This is a genomic window from Paracoccus binzhouensis, from assembly GCF_016446475.1.
GTDB classification, from domain to species: domain Bacteria; phylum Pseudomonadota; class Alphaproteobacteria; order Rhodobacterales; family Rhodobacteraceae; genus Paracoccus; species Paracoccus binzhouensis.
This window is the reverse complement of record NZ_JAEHFP010000101.1, coordinates 1-15,927: the sequence shown is the minus strand read 5'-3', so window position 1 is coordinate 15,927 and position 15,927 is coordinate 1. Positions and strand designations below refer to the sequence as shown.

The 15,927-nt window shown below is 67.8% G+C and carries 16 protein-coding genes and 2 pseudogenes; 15 read left to right on the top strand and 3 right to left on the bottom strand.

Annotated features, from left to right (window positions below; all coding sequences use genetic code 11):
• Nucleotides 1-178 precede the first annotated feature (178 nt).
• The 9 genes and pseudogenes from I9P22_RS18690 to uvrC all read left to right on the top strand — a co-directional run bounded on the left by I9P22_RS18690 (nucleotide 179) and on the right by uvrC (nucleotide 9,132).
• Entirely contained in the window at nucleotides 179-409 is a 231-nt protein-coding gene (locus tag I9P22_RS18690) for a helix-turn-helix transcriptional regulator (protein ID WP_199261076.1), read from the top strand.
• 106 nt (nucleotides 410-515) lie between these two features.
• Nucleotides 516-677, top strand: a pseudogene (locus tag I9P22_RS18685) (JAB domain-containing protein); the annotation flags it as partial.
• A gap of 197 nt (nucleotides 678-874) precedes the next feature.
• The gene (petA, locus tag I9P22_RS18680; RefSeq protein WP_199261074.1) at nucleotides 875-1,444 is read left to right on the top strand and encodes a ubiquinol-cytochrome c reductase iron-sulfur subunit; all 570 of its coding nucleotides are present in this window, start codon (nucleotides 875-877) and stop codon (nucleotides 1,442-1,444) included.
• Between the two features lie 10 nt (nucleotides 1,445-1,454).
• Nucleotides 1,455-2,777: a cytochrome b gene (gene petB, locus I9P22_RS18675; protein ID WP_199261072.1), complete on the top strand. Its 1,323-nt coding sequence runs from the start codon at nucleotides 1,455-1,457 to the stop codon at nucleotides 2,775-2,777.
• Nucleotides 2,778-3,371: 594 nt separating this feature from the next.
• A pseudogene (locus I9P22_RS24640) lies at nucleotides 3,372-4,154 on the top strand (cytochrome c1); the annotation flags it as partial.
• Between the two features lie 156 nt (nucleotides 4,155-4,310).
• A complete protein-coding gene (locus tag I9P22_RS18665) occupies nucleotides 4,311-5,180 on the top strand; it encodes a ribokinase (RefSeq protein ID WP_199261068.1) in 870 nt (289 codons plus the stop codon).
• Between the two features lie 39 nt (nucleotides 5,181-5,219).
• On the top strand, nucleotides 5,220-6,023 hold the full coding sequence (locus I9P22_RS18660; RefSeq protein ID WP_199261066.1) for a S49 family peptidase: 804 nt from the start codon (nucleotides 5,220-5,222) through the stop codon (nucleotides 6,021-6,023).
• Nucleotides 6,024-6,188: 165 nt separating this feature from the next.
• On the top strand, nucleotides 6,189-6,959 hold the full coding sequence (locus tag I9P22_RS18655) for an SDR family oxidoreductase (protein ID WP_199261063.1): 771 nt from the start codon (nucleotides 6,189-6,191) through the stop codon (nucleotides 6,957-6,959).
• Between the two features lie 301 nt (nucleotides 6,960-7,260).
• Nucleotides 7,261-9,132, top strand: coding sequence for an excinuclease ABC subunit UvrC (gene uvrC / locus I9P22_RS18650; protein WP_199261061.1), 1,872 nt, complete (start codon nucleotides 7,261-7,263; stop codon nucleotides 9,130-9,132).
• Between the two features lie 33 nt (nucleotides 9,133-9,165).
• Here the strand turns inward: uvrC and I9P22_RS18645 are convergent, their stop codons facing one another.
• Nucleotides 9,166-9,846, bottom strand: a complete 681-nt coding sequence (locus I9P22_RS18645) for a metal-binding protein ZinT (RefSeq protein WP_233253467.1) — start codon at nucleotides 9,844-9,846, stop codon at nucleotides 9,166-9,168.
• A 159-nt stretch (nucleotides 9,847-10,005) separates the two neighbouring features.
• Between I9P22_RS18645 and pgsA the strand changes: the two genes are divergently transcribed.
• The 4 genes from pgsA (at nucleotide 10,006) to I9P22_RS18625 (ending at nucleotide 12,345) form a co-directional block, all read left to right on the top strand.
• Nucleotides 10,006-10,635, top strand: a complete 630-nt coding sequence (gene pgsA, locus I9P22_RS18640) for a CDP-diacylglycerol--glycerol-3-phosphate 3-phosphatidyltransferase (protein ID WP_199261059.1) — start codon at nucleotides 10,006-10,008, stop codon at nucleotides 10,633-10,635.
• Entirely contained in the window at nucleotides 10,625-10,876 is a 252-nt protein-coding gene (gene moaD, locus I9P22_RS18635) for a molybdopterin converting factor subunit 1 (protein WP_199261057.1), read from the top strand. Before pgsA ends, moaD begins: the two co-directional genes overlap by 11 nt.
• A gap of 3 nt (nucleotides 10,877-10,879) precedes the next feature.
• Entirely contained in the window at nucleotides 10,880-11,320 is a 441-nt protein-coding gene (locus tag I9P22_RS18630) for a molybdenum cofactor biosynthesis protein MoaE (RefSeq protein ID WP_199261055.1), read from the top strand.
• Nucleotides 11,321-11,388: 68 nt separating this feature from the next.
• The gene (locus tag I9P22_RS18625) at nucleotides 11,389-12,345 is read left to right on the top strand and encodes an acetyl-CoA carboxylase carboxyltransferase subunit alpha (protein ID WP_199261053.1); all 957 of its coding nucleotides are present in this window, start codon (nucleotides 11,389-11,391) and stop codon (nucleotides 12,343-12,345) included.
• A 269-nt stretch (nucleotides 12,346-12,614) separates the two neighbouring features.
• Here the strand turns inward: I9P22_RS18625 and I9P22_RS18620 are convergent, their stop codons facing one another.
• A complete protein-coding gene (locus tag I9P22_RS18620; RefSeq protein ID WP_199261051.1) occupies nucleotides 12,615-13,883 on the bottom strand; it encodes a 4-aminobutyrate--2-oxoglutarate transaminase in 1,269 nt (422 codons plus the stop codon).
• Between the two features lie 101 nt (nucleotides 13,884-13,984).
• Here I9P22_RS18620 and I9P22_RS18615 point away from each other — a divergent pair, with 101 nt between their 5' ends.
• Nucleotides 13,985-14,704, top strand: a complete 720-nt coding sequence (locus tag I9P22_RS18615; RefSeq protein WP_199261049.1) for a rhomboid family intramembrane serine protease — start codon at nucleotides 13,985-13,987, stop codon at nucleotides 14,702-14,704.
• 11 nt (nucleotides 14,705-14,715) lie between these two features.
• Here the strand turns inward: I9P22_RS18615 and mnmD are convergent, their stop codons facing one another.
• Entirely contained in the window at nucleotides 14,716-15,372 is a 657-nt protein-coding gene (gene mnmD, locus I9P22_RS18610) for a tRNA (5-methylaminomethyl-2-thiouridine)(34)-methyltransferase MnmD (protein WP_199261047.1), read from the bottom strand.
• A 47-nt stretch (nucleotides 15,373-15,419) separates the two neighbouring features.
• On the opposite strand from mnmD, the gene I9P22_RS18605 reads away from it, so the two are divergent.
• The coding region (locus tag I9P22_RS18605) for an NAD(P)/FAD-dependent oxidoreductase (RefSeq protein ID WP_199261045.1) at nucleotides 15,420-15,927 on the top strand (508 nt) is incomplete at its 3' end.

Below are 15,927 nucleotides of genomic sequence, written 5' to 3'. Positions count from 1 at the left end.
CTCGCAGCCGTCAACGCCATGATTTATATGCGAAATATCACGATTACGACAGCGAAATCAGCGACTTACTTGGAGAATGTGGGATGAACGGCCAAAGTGTTTACTGACTGTGACGGAGCAGGTGCAGCCGCATTTCAATCGTCCAGTCATAGCGCGGCCTCCACGCGAGGAGATCGTAATGACAGAAAGCAGATTTTTCACCCCAGAAGAAGTTTCTGAGCGCTATCGTGGAATCGTCTCTCCAGGTACACTGCGAAACTGGAGATCAATGAGGATCGGCCCATCGTTCGTCAAGATCGGCAAAGCGGTCCTCTATCCAGCGAGCGAACTTGATGCCTGGGATGAAAAGAACAAAGTGAGTTGCCGTGTTCCAGGACGAATTGACGTGCATCGTGAGGACGGAGCGTGACGATCATGGCAGAGCACGACTTACACACCCCAGACAACGTCCCCATTTCTCAGAAATCCTATAAAATCCCCTTTTTATTCAAATAGATACACGGGTACGTAGTATGTTGCACAACCACCCCTCGGGCGACCCCACCCCCTCGCAGGCCGACATCGCCATGACCGGCCGCATCGTCGCCGCGGCCGAGGTGATGGGAATCGCCGTTCACGACCATCTGATCATCGGCAAGGCCCGCGAACTCAGCTTCCGCAGCGCGGGGCTGCTTTAGCGCAAACAGCCGGCCGGGCGGCCGGCGGCGCGCAGCTAAAATCCCACACCTGCGGCGTTTTGCGGCGCGCCCGCCCGCCTGCCCCGCTGGACTGACAGGATTTTGATCGCTAGAACCGCCCATGCGAGGGCTGTGCGATGCACGGCCCGTTCCGTCGTATCGCCCCGGTTTCGGGGCATAAATGGAGATCAAAACCCGTGTCCCACGCAGACGAACACGCAGGTGACCACGGCACCCGGAGGGACTTCCTCTATTTCGCGACCGCCGGTGCCGGCGCCGTCGCGGCCGGGGCCGCGGCCTGGACCCTTGTCAACCAGATGAACCCCTCGGCCGACGTCCAGGCGCTTGCCTCGATCCAGGTCGATGTCAGCGGCGTCGAGACCGGCACCCAGCTGACGGTGAAATGGCTGGGCAAGCCCGTGTTCATCCGCCGCCGCACCGAGGACGAGATCCAGAAGGGCCGCGAGGTGCAGCTGGGCGACCTGATCGACCAGAACGCCGAGAATCCGAACAAGCCCGGCGAACCCGCGACCGACCAGAACCGCACCCTGGACGAGGCCGGGGAATGGCTGGTGATGATCGGCGTCTGCACCCATCTGGGCTGCGTGCCGATCGGCGACGGCGCCGGCGATTTCGGCGGCTGGTTCTGCCCCTGCCACGGCTCTCACTACGATACGGCGGGCCGCATCCGCAAAGGCCCGGCGCCGCAGAACCTGCACATCCCCGTTGCCGAATTCGTCAACGAAACCACCATCAAGCTGGGCTGAGGAGGCGCACATGGCCGGAATTCCCCACGACCATTACGAGCCCAAGACGGGTTTCGAGCGCTGGCTGCATCGCCGCCTCCCCGTCGTCGGCCTGATCTACGACACCATCATGATCCCCACCCCCAAGAACCTGAACTGGTGGTGGATCTGGGGCATCGTGCTGGCCTTCTGCCTGGTGCTGCAGATCGCGACCGGCGTGGTGCTGGTCATGCATTACACGCCGCATGTCGACATGGCCTTCGCCTCGGTCGAGCATATCATGCGCGACGTGAACGGCGGCTACATGCTGCGCTACCTGCATGCCAACGGCGCCTCGCTGTTCTTCTTCGCCGTCTACATCCACATCTTCCGCGGCCTCTATTACGGCAGCTACAAGGCCCCGCGCGAGGTGACCTGGATCGTCGGCATGCTGATCTATCTGTGCATGATGGGCACCGCCTTCATGGGCTATGTGCTGCCCTGGGGCCAGATGTCCTTCTGGGGCGCCACGGTGATCACCGGCCTGTTCGGCGCCATTCCCGGCATCGGCGAGTCGATTCAGACCTGGCTGCTGGGCGGCCCGGCGGTGGACAACGCGACGCTGAACCGCTTCTTCTCGCTGCACTACCTGCTGCCCTTCGTCATCGCCGCACTGGTGATCGTCCATATCTGGGCCTTCCACACCACCGGCAACAACAACCCGACCGGCATCGAGGTGCGCCGCGCCTCGAAGGAAGAGGCGCAGAAGGACACCCTGCCCTTCTGGCCCTATTTCGTCATCAAGGACCTGTTCGCGCTGGCCGTGGTGCTGGTGGTGTTCTTCGCCATCGTCGGCTTCATGCCGAACTACCTGGGCCATCCCGACAACTATACCGAGGCGAACCCGCTGGCGACGCCGGCGCATATCGTGCCGGAATGGTATTTCCTGCCCTTCTACGCCATCCTGCGCGCCTTCACCGCCGATGTCTGGCTGGTGCAGCTGGTGAACTGGCTGTCCTTCCGCATCATCGACGCCAAGTTCTTCGGCGTGATCGCCATGTTCGGTGCCATCCTGGTCATGGCGCTGGTGCCGTGGCTTGACACGTCGCGGGTGCGCTCGGGGCAGTACCGGCCGCTGTTCAAGTGGTGGTTCTGGCTGCTCGCGGTGGATTTCGTGGTCCTGATGTGGGTGGGCGCCATGCCGGCCGAGGGGATCTATCCCTATATCGCGCTGTTCGGCGCGGCCTATTGGTTCGCCTATTTCCTGGTGATCCTGCCGCTGCTCGGCATCATCGAGAAGCCGCTGCCGATGCCGCAGACCATCGAGGAAGACTTCAACGCCCATTACGGGCCCGAAACCCATCCTGCCGAGTAAGGAGAGGCATCAATGACCCTGAGAAACGCATCGCTCACGGCCGTTGCGGCCCTGACGGTTGCCTTGGCAGGCGGCGCGGTGGCACAGGACGCAAGCACGGCGCCCGGCACCACCGCCCCCGCGGGCTCGAGCTACCAGACCGGCAGCACGGTCGCCCCGGCGGCCGAGGCACCCGAGGCCGCGACGGAATCCGCGGCCGAACCGACCGCCGAGGAAGCGCCGGCCGCCGAAGCTGCAACCGAAGCGGCACCCGAGGCCGAAACGCCTGCCGCCGGGGCAACCCCGGAAGCGGGCGCCGAAGAACCGGCAGCCGAAACCGAGGCGCAGCCGGCCGAGGAGGCCGCGGCGGCAGCGGCCGAGTCCGAGCAACCCGCCGAAGCCGCTCCGGCCGAGGCGGCACCAGCCGAGGCCGCGGAGACCGAGGCCGCGGAGACCGAGGTTCAACCGGAAGCCGCCGAACCGGCCGCCGAAACCGCACCGGAGGCCGCAGCCGATGATGCCGCCGAAGCTCCTGCAGCGGAAGCGGCAGAAGAACCGGCCGCCGCAGCTCCTGCTGCCGAGGAACCCGCCGAGGCGGCACCGGATGCCGGGAGCGCCGCCGAAGCCACCCCGGCCGAGGAGCATGCGGCCGCCGAAGAGGCCGGCGACAGCCATGCCGAGGCGCATATCGAGGATATCTCGTTCAGCTTCGAGGGACCGTTCGGCAAGTTCGACCAGTTCCAGCTGCAGCGCGGCCTGCAGGTCTATACCGAGGTCTGTTCGGCCTGCCACGGCCTGCGCTATGTGCCGCTGCGCACCCTGGGCGACGAGGGTGGCCCCGGCCTGCCCGAGGATCAGGTCCGCGCCTATGCCGCGAATTTCGACATCACCGATGCCGAAACCGGCGAGGATCGCCCGCGCGAGCCGACCGACCATTTCCCGACCGTCTCGGGCGAGGGCATGGGGCCGGACCTGTCGCTGATGGCCAAGGCGCGCGCCGGCTTCCACGGTCCCTATGGCACCGGCATCTCGCAGCTGTTCAACGGCATCGGCGGGCCGGAATACATCCACGCCGTCCTGACCGGCTATAACGGCGAGGACAAGGAGGAAGCGGGCAGCACCTTCTATCACAACGCCGCCTTCGCCGGGAACTGGATCAAGATGCCGCCGCCGCTGAGCGATGGCCAGGTCACCTATGAGGACGGCACCGAAGCCACCGTCGACCAGATGTCGCGCGACGTGGCCGCCTTCCTGATGTGGACGGCCGAGCCGAAGATGATGGACCGCAAGCAGGTCGGCTTCGTCTCGGTGCTGTTCCTGATCGTGCTGGCGGCGCTGCTGTATCTGACCAACAAGAAGCTCTGGCTGCCGATCAAGCATCCGCGCAAGCCGGAGTGATCGCCGGCTCGCAAGCTGCAGGACGCGCCCCCCCCTGGGGCGCGTCTTTCGTTTCCGGGATGGACAAGCTGTGGCGCCGGGGCTGAAATGGCGCGACGCACCGCCAGCATTGCATGAACATCTGGGAAACGGTGAACGGGCGGAGTCGGAGGGCGGATGACGATCTACAATCTCGGCTCGATCAATATCGACCATGTCTATCGCCTGCAGGCCCTGCCCCGCGCCGGCGAGACGCTGCACGCGCAGTCCTATGCCATGGGCCTGGGCGGCAAGGGCGCAAACCAGTCCGTGGCGGCGGCGCGGGCCGGGGCCAAGGTCGTGCATCTGGGCGCCATGGGCGCCGGCGACGACTGGGTGCTGGACCGGCTGGCGGCGGCGGGGGTCAAGACCTCGGCCATCCTGCGGCTCGCGGGCATCGCCACCGGCCATGCCATCATCCTGGTCGAGGCCGGGGGCGAGAATTCCATCGTCCTGCATGGCGGCGCCAACCTCGCCCTGCCCGCCGACCTGCCGGCCCGCGCCGGCCTCGGGCCCGGCGACTTCCTGCTGATGCAGAACGAGACCAATCTGCAGGCCGAGGCCGCAGCACTGGCCCGTCGGGCAGGGGCGCGGGTGATCTATTCCGCCGCGCCCTTCCAGATCGAGGCGCTGCGCGCGGTGCTGCCGCATGTCTCGATCCTGGCAGTGAACGCGCTCGAGGCCCGCGACACCTTCGCCGCCTTCGGCGAGGACCTGCCGATCGAGGCGCTGCTGATCACCCGCGGCGCCGAGGGCGCCGAGTTCCGCGACCTGCGCAGCGGACAGGTCTGGCACCAACCGGCCTTTCCGGTGCAGGCGGTGGACACGACCGGCGCCGGCGATTGCTTCGCCGGCTGGTTCGCCGCCGGCCTGTCGCGCGGCGAGGATCCGCCGACCGCCCTGCGCCATGCCGCCGCCGCCGCCGCGCTGCAGGTGACGCGCCGCGGGGCCGGCGACGCCATGCCCGACCGCACCGAGGTGCTGGACTTCCTGAAAGGGCAGAGCTGACCGCTTGCCGCCACGCCGCCACATCCTTATCTGGGGCCCATGAGAATTCCATTCCTGAACCGCCCGGCCACTGTCGCCGTCCTGCGCCTGCAAGGCGCCATCGGGATCGCCGGACGCGGCGGGCCCGGCCTGTCCGATGCCGCGCTGGCCCCGCTGCTGGAGCGCGCCTTCAAGCGCCGCAAGCCGGCGGCGGTGGCGCTGGCACTGAACTCTCCCGGCGGCTCGCCGGTGCAGTCCAGCCTGATCGGCGCCCGCCTGCGCCGCCTGTCCGAGGAGCACGAGGTGCCCGTCCATGCCTTCGTCGAGGACGTGGCGGCCTCGGGCGGCTACTGGCTGGCCTGCAGCGCCGATTACATCTGGGCCGATGCCAGCTCGGTCCTGGGCTCCATCGGGGTGATCTCCTCGGGCTTCGGCTTTGCCGAGCTGATCCAGCGCCACGGCATCGAGCGGCGGGTGCATACCGCCGGCCGCTCCAAGTCGATGCTGGACCCGTTCCGTCCCGAGACCCCCGAGGATGTCGAGCGGCTGAACCGCCTGCTGGGCCCGATCCACGAGGCCTTCAAGGAGCAGGTGCGCGCCCGCCGCGGCAGCCGCCTGCCCGAGGATCGCGACCTGTTCACCGGCGAGATCTGGACCGGCCGCGAGGCGGTCGAGCTGGGCCTGGCCGACGGCATCGCCCATCTGGTGCCGAAGATGCGCGAGCTTTACGGCAAGAAGGTCCGCTTCCTGACCTATGGCCAGCGCGTGCCGCTGCTGCGGCGCTTCGGCCTGTCGGCGGATGACCTGCTGGGATCGGTCGAGGAGCGCGCGGCCTTCTCGCGCTTCGGGGCGGGGCGCGGATGATCAAGACCGTCCTCCTCTGCCTGCTCATCATCGTGGCGCTGGCGCTGGCCGCCGGGCCGGGCGTGCGCCGCATCATCGCCCGCATCCTGGGATTGCCGCACAAATGACCAAGGATTTCGCCCCGCTTCCCGCTCCGGACACGGACCCTGAGCAAGGGACAGGACCATGACCGCGCTGATCACCGGCGCCGCCCGTCGGCTGGGCAGGGCCATGGCGCTTTACTTGGCCCGGCGCGGCCATGACATCGCCCTGCATTGCCACGCCTCGGCCAGCGAGGCCGAGACCACCGCGGCCGAGATCCGCGCGCTTGGCGTCCGGGCCGAGATCCTGCATGCCGACCTGCTGGACCCCGACCAGGCCGAGGCGCTGGTGCCGCGTGCCCAGACCGCGCTGGGACCGCTGACGGTGCTGGTGAACAACGCCTCGATCTTCGAATACGACAACATCCGCACCGCCAGCCGGCAAAGCTGGGACCGGCATATCGGCTCGAACCTGCAGGCGCCCTTCATCCTGACCCAGGCCTTCGCCGCCCAGGCCCCCAAGGCCGATCGCCGCGGCGCCGAGCCGCTGGCGCAGGGGCTGATCGTCAACATGATCGACCAGCGGGTGCTGAAGCCGACCCCGGAATTCATGACCTATTCCGTGGCCAAGGCCGGGCTGTGGTGGCTGACCCGGACCACAGCCCAGGCCCTGGCGCCGGATATCCGCGTCAATGCCATCGGCCCCGGCCCGACCGTGCAGGGGCTGCGCCAGTCCGACAGCCATTTCGCCAGCCAGCGCGCCGCCACGATCCTGCAGCGCGGCGCCGGCCCCGAGGATGTCTGCGCCGCCCTGGGCTATCTGCTGGACGCGCCCTCGGTCACCGGACAGCTGATCTGCGTCGACGGAGGCCAGCATCTGGCCTGGCGCACGCCCGACGTGCTGGGGGTGGAATAGGCGCGAAAGGGCTGCCGCCGCGGCAAGTTGTCCACCTTTCACATCGCCTTCACCCTTCCTTCACGATTCTGGCAAGAAATTCAGGGGATTGTATGGCAGAGAAAAAATATCGTTCCAAATCAGCGCTCTGCGGAATTGCCTGAATTTTAATCAGATCGACGAAACCCCAAGAAACGCTAATTGAACGCGTGTTGCTCCCAAGCTGATTCACAGAGTTATCCACAGATTCCGTGGACAGGATTCAGCTTGATCTTCGCCACTGGAACTTGCAGCCGAGGCCGAGAATCATTTCGTTAACAGCATGACCGATTCCACCCCAGAAAAGCGGCCGGGAAAGACCGGCCAGGCGCTGATCCAGGACTATCTGAAGACGCTCGACGGCTCGCCGGGGGTCTATCGGATGCTGGATGCGCAGGGGGCGGTGCTTTACGTCGGCAAGGCGCGGAACCTGCGGGCGCGGGTCTCGAACTATGCGCGCGGCAGCGGCCATTCGGCGCGCATCGCCCGGATGATCCGCGAGACCTGCTCGATGATGTTCCTGACCACGCGCACCGAGACCGAGGCGCTGCTGCTGGAACAGAACCTGATCAAGCAGCTGAAGCCGCGCTACAACGTGCTCTTGCGCGACGACAAGAGCTTTCCGAACATCCTGGTCGCCAAGGCGCATCCCTTCGCGCAGATCAAGAAGCACCGCGGCGCCAAGGCGGAAAAGGGCGACTATTACGGCCCCTTCGCCAGTGCCGGGGCGGTGAACCGGACGCTGAACCAGCTGCAGCGGGTGTTCCTGCTGCGCAGCTGCACCGACGCCACCTTCTCCAGCCGGACGCGGCCCTGCCTGCTTTACCAGATCAAGCGCTGCAGCGCGCCCTGCGTCGGCCGCATCGGGCTGGAGGAATACAACAGCCTGGTCGCCGATGCCGAGCTGTTTTTGCAGGGCAAGACCACCCGCATCCAGGCCGACCTGGCGCGCGAGATGGCCGAGGCCGCCGAGGCGATGGAATACGAACGCGCCGCCGCCTTGCGCGACCGCATCAAGGCGCTGACCGCCGTGCAATCGGTGCAGGCGATCAACCCGCGCGGCGTGCCCGAGGCCGACGTGATCGCGCTGCACATGGAGGGCGGGCAGGCCTGCGTGCAGGTCTTCTTCATCCGCGGCAACCAGAGCTGGGGCAACCGCGACTTCTACCCCCGGCTGAACGGGGTGGAATCGGCCGACGAGGTGATGCAGGCCTTCCTGGCGCAGTTCTACGACGGCAAGGTGCCGCCGCGGCTGATCCTGCTGTCGCATGGCATCGAGGACCCCGACCTGATGACCGAGGCGCTGTCGGAAAAGGCCGGGCGCAAGGTCACGCTGGGCGTGCCCCAGCGCGGCGAAAAGGCCGAGCTGGTGGAAAACGCCCTGCGCAACGCCCGCGAAAGCCTGGCCCGCCGCATGTCGGAAAGCGCGGCGCAGCAGCGGCTGCTGGAGGGTCTGGCCGAAGCCTTCGACCTGCCCGCCGTGCCGCAGCGCATCGAGGTCTATGACAACAGCCATATCCAGGGCACCAATGCCGTCGGCGGCATGGTCGTGGCCGGCCCCGAGGGCTGGATCAAGAGCCAGTATCGCAAGTTCAACATCAAGGGCACCGAGATCACGCCGGGCGACGATTTCGGCATGATGAAGGAGGTGCTGACCCGCCGCTTCTCGCGCCTGCTGAAGGAGGATCCAGACCGCCAGACCGATGCCTGGCCGGACCTCTTGCTGATCGACGGCGGCGCCGGGCAGGTCAGCGCGGTGCATGAGATCATGGCCGAGATGGGGGTCGAGGACATCCCCATGGTCGGCGTCGCCAAGGGCGAGGACCGCGACCATGGCAAGGAGGAATTCCATCGCCCCGGCCAGCGCCCCTTCGCGCTGCGGATGAACGACCCGGTACTGTATTTCGTCCAGCGCCTGCGGGACGAGGCGCATCGCTGGGCCATCGGCACGCATCGCGCCAAGCGGGCCAAGGCCGTGATGGCGAACCCGCTGGACGAGATCGCGGGGATCGGCGCCGCCCGCAAGCGGGCGCTGCTCCAGCATTTCGGCAGCGCCAAGGCGGTCAGCCGCGCCGGGCTCGCCGACCTGGTCGCGGTCGAGGGCATCAGCGAATCCATGGCGCAGAAGATCCTCGACCATTTCCACAAGGGATAGGGACGGCGCCGGGACCGCCCCCGCCGCTCGGGATCAATGCGCCAGCATCTCCTCGACGATCTGCTGCTTGCTCAGCGCCGCAGGGTAATAGGTCGGCCAGTTGCTGACCTCCTTCAGCAGCGCCGCGCGGTCGTTCCCCCAATACAGGTGATAGTGCCCGGCTTTGACCGGCGCGATGGCGTGGTCGCTGAACTGGATGAATTGCGGCGCGGCCGCGTCGCCCTCGATCTTGCGGAACACATAGCGCACGCCGCGATTCCCCGCCTCATAGGTCAGGATCTCGTGCCCGTCATCGGCATAGCGTCCCCGCACCGATTCGCCGCCGCGGTGGAAGGTGACGCTGTCGCCCTCGATGGTGATGCGCTCCACGTCGGTCTTGTATCCCGTCTCGTAATAGGCGCGATAGTCTTCGGCGCTTTTCTCGCCATGCTCGGCCTTGTGGGCCAGGACCGGGTCCAGCGTGCCGTCCGCAAGCAGCGGATAGACCGACTGCCAGTCGCCCTCCCAATCGGAAAGCGCGCGGGCGCTGACCTGGCTGTCCTCGAAATACCCCTTGTAGACCGCATCGTCATGGGCGTGGTCATGGGCATGGTCGTGACCGTGGTCATGCGCGTGACCCGCGCCCGCGTTGCCCTGCGCCGCCGCCTGCCCGGCGGCAAGCAGCAGCGACACCGCCATCAGCGCCCCGATATGTCTGATCGTCTTTCCCGGCATGTCCTTCGCCCCTTTCCGGATTGTTGATATGAAATGTTATTACATTTCTAAATCGCCTATCCGAGGCGCGCCGCCATGGCAAGCACCTTTCCGACCGACAGCCGGCCATGGCTGCCGCGCCCCCTTCCCCCGGGGCGCACAAGCGCCTAGATTGCCCCCATGCGCTGGACCTTGCCCAATATCCTGACCGTTCTGCGACTTGCGGCCGCGCCGCTGGTGCCGCTGATGTTCTTCTTCCTCGCCCGGCCCTTCGCGGATTTCGCGGCGCTGGCGCTGTTCCTGATCGCGGCCGTCACCGACTGGTTCGACGGCTACCTGGCCCGCGCCTGGGGGCTGGAAAGCCGATTCGGCGCTGCCATGGACCCGATCGCCGACAAGGCCATGGTCATCATCGCCGTGGTGGTCATCACCGGCTATTCCGGCATGAACCCCTGGCTCATCCTGCCCTCGACGGTGATCCTGTTCCGCGAGGTCTTCGTCTCGGGCCTGCGGGAATTCCTGGGCGACCAGTCGCGGCACCTGAAGGTGACGAAACTGGCCAAGTGGAAGACCACCGCGCAGATGGTCGCCATCGCCGTGCTGTTCCTGGGCACCGGCCTGAACTATTACGAAACCGGCCACCCGCCGCTGGTGGGCGAAACCAGCCTGCCCTGGTCCGACAGCTGGTCGGACCTGGCGACGCAGGTCGGCCTGCTGCTGTTCTGGATTGCGGGAGTGCTGACCGCCATCACCGGCTGGGACTATTTCGACAAGGCCCGGCCCTATCTGAGGGACGACCATGCCGCTTGACGTGCTCTGGTTCGCCTGGCTGCGCGAGCGCGTCGGCCAGCCCCGCGAAAGGATCGAGACCGAGGCCGCGACCGTGCGCGAACTGGTCGCCGAGCTGGCCGCCATGGACCAGTGGCATGCCGCGGCGCTGGCCGATCTGGCGGCGGTGCGCGTCGCGGTGGATCAGGAACTGGCCGAGCTGGACGCACCGCTGGCCGGCGCGCGCGAGGTCGCCTTCTTCCCGCCGATGACCGGGGGCTGAACCATGGCCGCGCGGGTCCAGGCCGAGCCCTTCGACATCGCCGCCGAGCTGGCCGGCTTCGGCGCCGGCGCCGGGGCGGTCGTCACCTTCTCGGGCCTGGTGCGCGACGAGGGCGGCCGGCTGCTGGCGCTGGAGATCGAGCATTACCCCGGCATGACCGAAAAGGCCCTGCAAGCCTATGGCGAGGAAGCCGCGCGCCGCTTCGACCTCGCCGACTGGCGCATCCTGCATCGCCACGGCCGGCTGGCGGTGGGCGAGCCGATCATGATGGTCGCGACCGCCGCCCGGCATCGCGGTGCGGCCTTCGCGGCGGCAGAATACCTGATGGACTGGCTGAAATCCCGCGCGCCGTTCTGGAAGCGCGAGATCGGCCCCGACGGCGCCGGCGCCTGGGTCGAGGCCCGGGACGAGGACGAGAAGTCGCTGGCCCGGTGGCAAGGCTGACGTTGCAATCCGGCCCCCGGGCAAGCATATAGACCGCAACCAGACCGGATGACAGCGCGGAGCCCTGCATGACTTACCTGGAGTTCGAGAAGCCCCTTGCCGATCTTGAAGGCAAGGCCGAGGAGCTGCGCGTCCTGGCCAGCAAGGGCGAGGGCGTCGATCTGGAGAAGGAGGCCGCCGCCCTCGACAAGAAGGCCGAGGACATGCTGCGCGACCTCTACAAGCAGCTCGATCCCTGGCGCAAGACGCAGGTGGCCCGCCATCCCGAACGGCCGCATTGCAAGGACTACATCGAACAGCTGTTCACCGAATACATGCCGCTGGCCGGCGACCGCGCCTTCGGCGAGGATCATGCGGTCATGGGCGGCCTGGCCCGTTTCAACGACAGGCCCTGCGTGGTCATCGGCCACGAAAAGGGCCACGATACCAAGTCGCGCATCACCCACAATTTCGGCATGGCCCGGCCCGAAGGCTATCGCAAGGCGATCCGGCTGATGGACATCGCCGACCGCTTCCGCCTGCCGGTGGTGACGCTGGTGGACACGCCCGGCGCCTATCCCGGCAAGGGCGCCGAGGAGCGCGGGCAGTCCGAGGCCATCGCCCGCGCGACCGAGAAATGCCTGCAGATCGGCGTGCCGCTGGTCTCGGTCATCATCGGCGAGGGCGGCTCGGGCGGCGCCGTGGCCTTCGCCACCGCCAACCGCATCGCCATGCTGGAACATTCGATCTATTCGGTGATCTCGCCCGAGGGCTGCGCCTCGATCCTGTGGAAGGATGCCGAAAAGATGCGCGAGGCCGCCCATGCGCTGAAGCTGACGGCGCAGGACCTGAAGAAGCTCGAGGTGATCGACCGCATCATCGCCGAGCCGCTGGGCGGCGCCCAGCGCGCCCCGGCCGAGGCCATCGCCGCCGTGGGCGAGGCGATCTCGGCCATGCTGGGCGAGCTCGAGGGTAGGAAGCCGGCCGAGCTGATCAGGGACCGCCGGCAGAAATTCCTGAACATGGGCTCCAAGGCCCTGGGCTGAGCGCCCGGCCGCACCCGCGCATGGGTATTTGAAAAACGGAAAAAGGTTGGCGCGCCTCCCCGCCCGGAGCCGGGCCTTTGCAGCTTCTCTGTTGCCCAAATACCCAGGCGACGATGCTGGCCGGCGCCGTCGCCTGGGTATTTGGGGGAACGAAGAAGCGACCGGGCGCACCGCGATTGGCGGGGTGGCTCTTTCCGTTTTCCAAATACCCAGACGACAGCCCTCGTCGGCGCCGCTGCACGAGTATTTGGGAAAGGTGAAGCGTGCCTTCAGCCGCGGGCGGCCCGGATCGAGTCCTCGAGAATGTCCAGCGCCTCGTCGAAGACCGTGTCCGGGATGGTCAGCGGCGCCAGGAAGCGGATGACATTGCCGTAGACGCCGCAGGTCAGCAGGATCAGCTTGCGCTTCAGGGCCTCCTCGCGGACCCGGTTGGCGAAATCGGGATTGGGCTTGGCGCTGCCGGCAATGTTGAACTCGACCGCGTTCATGAAGCCGGGGCCGCGGATCTCGGCGATCTCGGGCACACCGTCGGCGATACTGGCCAGGCGCTGCTTCAGCCGCTGGCCGAGCCGGGTGGCACGCTCGCAAAGCCCTTCCTCCTCGATCACGTCCAGCACCGCGTGGGCGGCGGCGACGGCCAGCGGGTTGCCGGCATAGGTGCCGCCAAGGCCCCCGGGGGCCGGGCTGTCCATCACCTCGGCCCGGCCGGTGACGGCGCTGATCGGCAGCCCGCCGCCCAGCCCCTTGGCCATGGTGGTCAGGTCGGCCGCCACGCCGTGATGCTCCATCGCGAACAGCTTGCCGGTGCGGGCGAAGCCGGTCTGCACCTCGTCGGCGATCAGGAGGATCGAATACTGGTCGCAGATCTGCCGCAGGCGCTGGATGAAGCCCGCAGGCGCCTCGTAGAAGCCGCCCTCGCCCTGCACCGGCTCGATGATGATCGCGGCGACGCGGGCGGGGTCGATATCGGCCTTGAACAGCCGGTCCAGCGCCGCCAGCGCCTCCTCGGCCGTGACGCCGTGCAGGGCATTGGGGAAGGGCAGATGCCAGATGTCGTTCATCATCGGCCCGAACCCGGCCTTGTAGGGCTGGACCTTGCCGGTCAGCGACATGCCCAGGAAGGTGCGGCCGTGGAAGCCGCCGGCAAAGGCCACCACCCCGGCGCGGCCGGTATGGTGGCGTGCGATCTTGATGGCGTTCTCCACCGCCTCGGCGCCGGTGGTGTAGAAGGCGGTCTTCTTCGGCCCCTTGCCGGGGACCAGCGCGTTCAGCCGCTCGGCAAGGGCGACGTAGTTTTCGTAAGGCACGACCTGGTGGCAGGTATGGGTGAAGCGGTCGAGCTGGGCCTTGACCGCCTCGACGACGCGCGGGTGGCGGTGGCCGGTATTGACCACGGCGATGCCGGCGGCAAAGTCGATATAGCGGTTGCCGTCCTTGTCCCAGATCTCGGCATTCTCGGCGCGCTCGGCATAGATCTGCGTGGTCATGCCGACGCCGCGCGAGATGGCGGCGTTCTTGCGGTCGGTCAGGCTGGTCATCGGCGCCTCCTCGGATATGATTCGGGGCCGATGCTATACGCGGCCCGGCGATCCGAACAGGGCCGCTTGCGCGCGTCCCCGCGATGCTTCAGGCTGTGGCCATGTTCCCGATCCGCGACCATAATCCCTCCGAGCGCACGCCCTATGTGACCAACGGGCTGATCTTCCTGAACCTGGTCATGTTCCTGGTCACCATGCCCTGGGCCGGCGCCCAGGTCGGGCTGTGGGACCGGCTGGCGCTCTATCCGGTCGCGGTCGTGCATGGCCAATGGCTCTGGGGACTGGTCACGCATATGTTCCTGCATGCCGGGATCATGCATATCGCCGGTAACATGCTGTTTCTCTGGGTCTTCGGCGACAATCTCGAGGACCAGATGGGCCATGCCGGCTTCCTGGTCTTCTACCTGGCCTGCGGGCTGGCGGCCGCGGCGGGCCAGATCGCCGCCGAGCCGACGAGCGGCATTCCCATGGTCGGCGCCTCGGGCGCCATCGCCGGGGTGATGGGCGGCTACCTGCTGATGTTCCCGCGCGCCCGCGTCGACGTGATCGCCATCATCATCGTCATCATCCGCCGCTTCACCATTCCGGCCTGGGTGCTGCTGCTGGCCTGGTTCGGGCTGCAGCTGCTTTCCAGCGCCAGCATGGCCGATGACGGCGTGGCCTATATCGCCCATGCCGCGGGCTTCATCGCCGGCATCGTGCTGGCGGTGCCGCTGTTCCTGCGCCGCGGCGGCCCGGCCTTCTGGCGCCGCACCCAGGGCCGGCCGCCGCACGCGCCGATCGACTATGCGCCAAGCCGCATCCCGCCGGTCCGGCGCTAGAACAGCCGGCGCTAGAGCCGGCCGCGGCTCATGTGGCGCTTGCCGGCGAAGCCGGGCGCGCGCGTGACCACGAACCCCGCCGCCGCCAGCGCCCGCCGCACATGGCCCGCCGCCGTATAGGTGGCGAACGTGCCGCCCGGCGCGGTGTGGCGAGCCACATCGGCCATCAGCGTCTCGCCCCAAAGCTCCGGGTTCTTGGCGGGGGAAAACCCGTCGAGGAACCAGGCATCGGCGCGGCCTTCCCAGCCGGGCAGCGCCTGGCGGGCATCGGCTTCGACGATCTCGGCCTCGACCAGGCCCACGGTCATCCGCCGGTGCGGCCAGCCCGCGCGCAGTTGCGCGGCCAGCGGCGCCAGTTCCGGGAAGGCGGCATGGGCGCGGGCCAGTTCGTCCAGGCTCATCGGGAAGGCCTCGAAGCTGGTGAAGCGGATGGGCACCGTCGCGACCTGCGCCAGCGCCAGCAGGTTCAGCCCGGTGCCGAAGCCCAGTTCCGCGACGTGGAAGTCGGGCCGCAGCCGCTGGGGCAGGTCGTTGCCGGCCAGGAAGACATGCCGCGTCTCGTCCAGCCCGCCGTTCAGGCTGAAATAGGGATCGTCGAAGCGGCGCGAGACCGGGATCGCCCCCTCGCGCCAGTCCAGGTCGGCGCTGCTCTGGTCGCGCTCATCCATCCGCGCTAACTCCTCTTTGGCAGGCAGATGCGGCAAGGGGCGGCGGAATGGCAAGCGAAATCACGGTGGCGGGTGCGGGCATCTTCGGCCTTGCCTGCGCATGGGAACTGGCGCGGCGCGGGGCCCGCGTGCGGGTCTTCGAGGCCGAGCGCATCGGCGCCGGCGCCTCGGGCGGCCATGTCGGCGCGCTGGCCCCGCATGCGCCGGAAAACTGGAACGCCAAGAAGCAGGTGCAGCTGGAGGCGCTGGTCGCGGCGGCCGGTTGGTGGGCCGAGGTGGCGGCAGCGGGCGACGTCGATCCCGGCTATGCCCGCAGTGGCCGCATCCAGCCGGTCCCCGAGGGCGCCGAGGCACGCATGGCCGAGCGCATCGCCGCCGCCCGCGCCCATTGGCCGGACTGGGCCGGGATGGAATTGACCGACAAGCCGCAGGGGGCGCTGGTGCCGGCCTCGCCCACCGGCCTGTGGCTGGTGGACCGGCTGACGGCGCGCATCAGCCCGCGCCGGGCCGGCGCCGCGCTGGCCGCCGCCATCCGCGCCCAGGGCGGCGAGATCG

Excerpts from the sequence above, each read along its gene's own strand:
- mnmD (WP_199261047.1), bottom strand. The coding sequence starts at position 15,372 with ATGGATGAGCGCGACCAGAGCAGCGCCGACCTGGACTGGCGCGAGGGG.
- moaD (WP_199261057.1), top strand. The coding sequence starts at position 10,625 with ATGCCGCTTGACGTGCTCTGGTTCGCCTGGCTGCGCGAGCGCGTCGGC.
- I9P22_RS18645 (WP_233253467.1), bottom strand. The coding sequence starts at position 9,846 with ATGCCGGGAAAGACGATCAGACATATCGGGGCGCTGATGGCGGTGTCG.
- uvrC (WP_199261061.1), top strand. The coding sequence starts at position 7,261 with ATGACCGATTCCACCCCAGAAAAGCGGCCGGGAAAGACCGGCCAGGCG.
- I9P22_RS18660 (WP_199261066.1), top strand. The coding sequence starts at position 5,220 with ATGAGAATTCCATTCCTGAACCGCCCGGCCACTGTCGCCGTCCTGCGC.
- I9P22_RS18655 (WP_199261063.1), top strand. The coding sequence starts at position 6,189 with ATGACCGCGCTGATCACCGGCGCCGCCCGTCGGCTGGGCAGGGCCATG.
- I9P22_RS18625 (WP_199261053.1), top strand. The coding sequence starts at position 11,389 with ATGACTTACCTGGAGTTCGAGAAGCCCCTTGCCGATCTTGAAGGCAAG.
- I9P22_RS18630 (WP_199261055.1), top strand. The coding sequence starts at position 10,880 with ATGGCCGCGCGGGTCCAGGCCGAGCCCTTCGACATCGCCGCCGAGCTG.
- I9P22_RS18690 (WP_199261076.1), top strand. The coding sequence starts at position 179 with ATGACAGAAAGCAGATTTTTCACCCCAGAAGAAGTTTCTGAGCGCTAT.
- I9P22_RS18620 (WP_199261051.1), bottom strand. The coding sequence starts at position 13,883 with ATGACCAGCCTGACCGACCGCAAGAACGCCGCCATCTCGCGCGGCGTC.
- petB (WP_199261072.1), top strand. The coding sequence starts at position 1,455 with ATGGCCGGAATTCCCCACGACCATTACGAGCCCAAGACGGGTTTCGAG.
- I9P22_RS18615 (WP_199261049.1), top strand. The coding sequence starts at position 13,985 with ATGTTCCCGATCCGCGACCATAATCCCTCCGAGCGCACGCCCTATGTG.
- pgsA (WP_199261059.1), top strand. The coding sequence starts at position 10,006 with ATGCGCTGGACCTTGCCCAATATCCTGACCGTTCTGCGACTTGCGGCC.
- I9P22_RS18665 (WP_199261068.1), top strand. The coding sequence starts at position 4,311 with ATGACGATCTACAATCTCGGCTCGATCAATATCGACCATGTCTATCGC.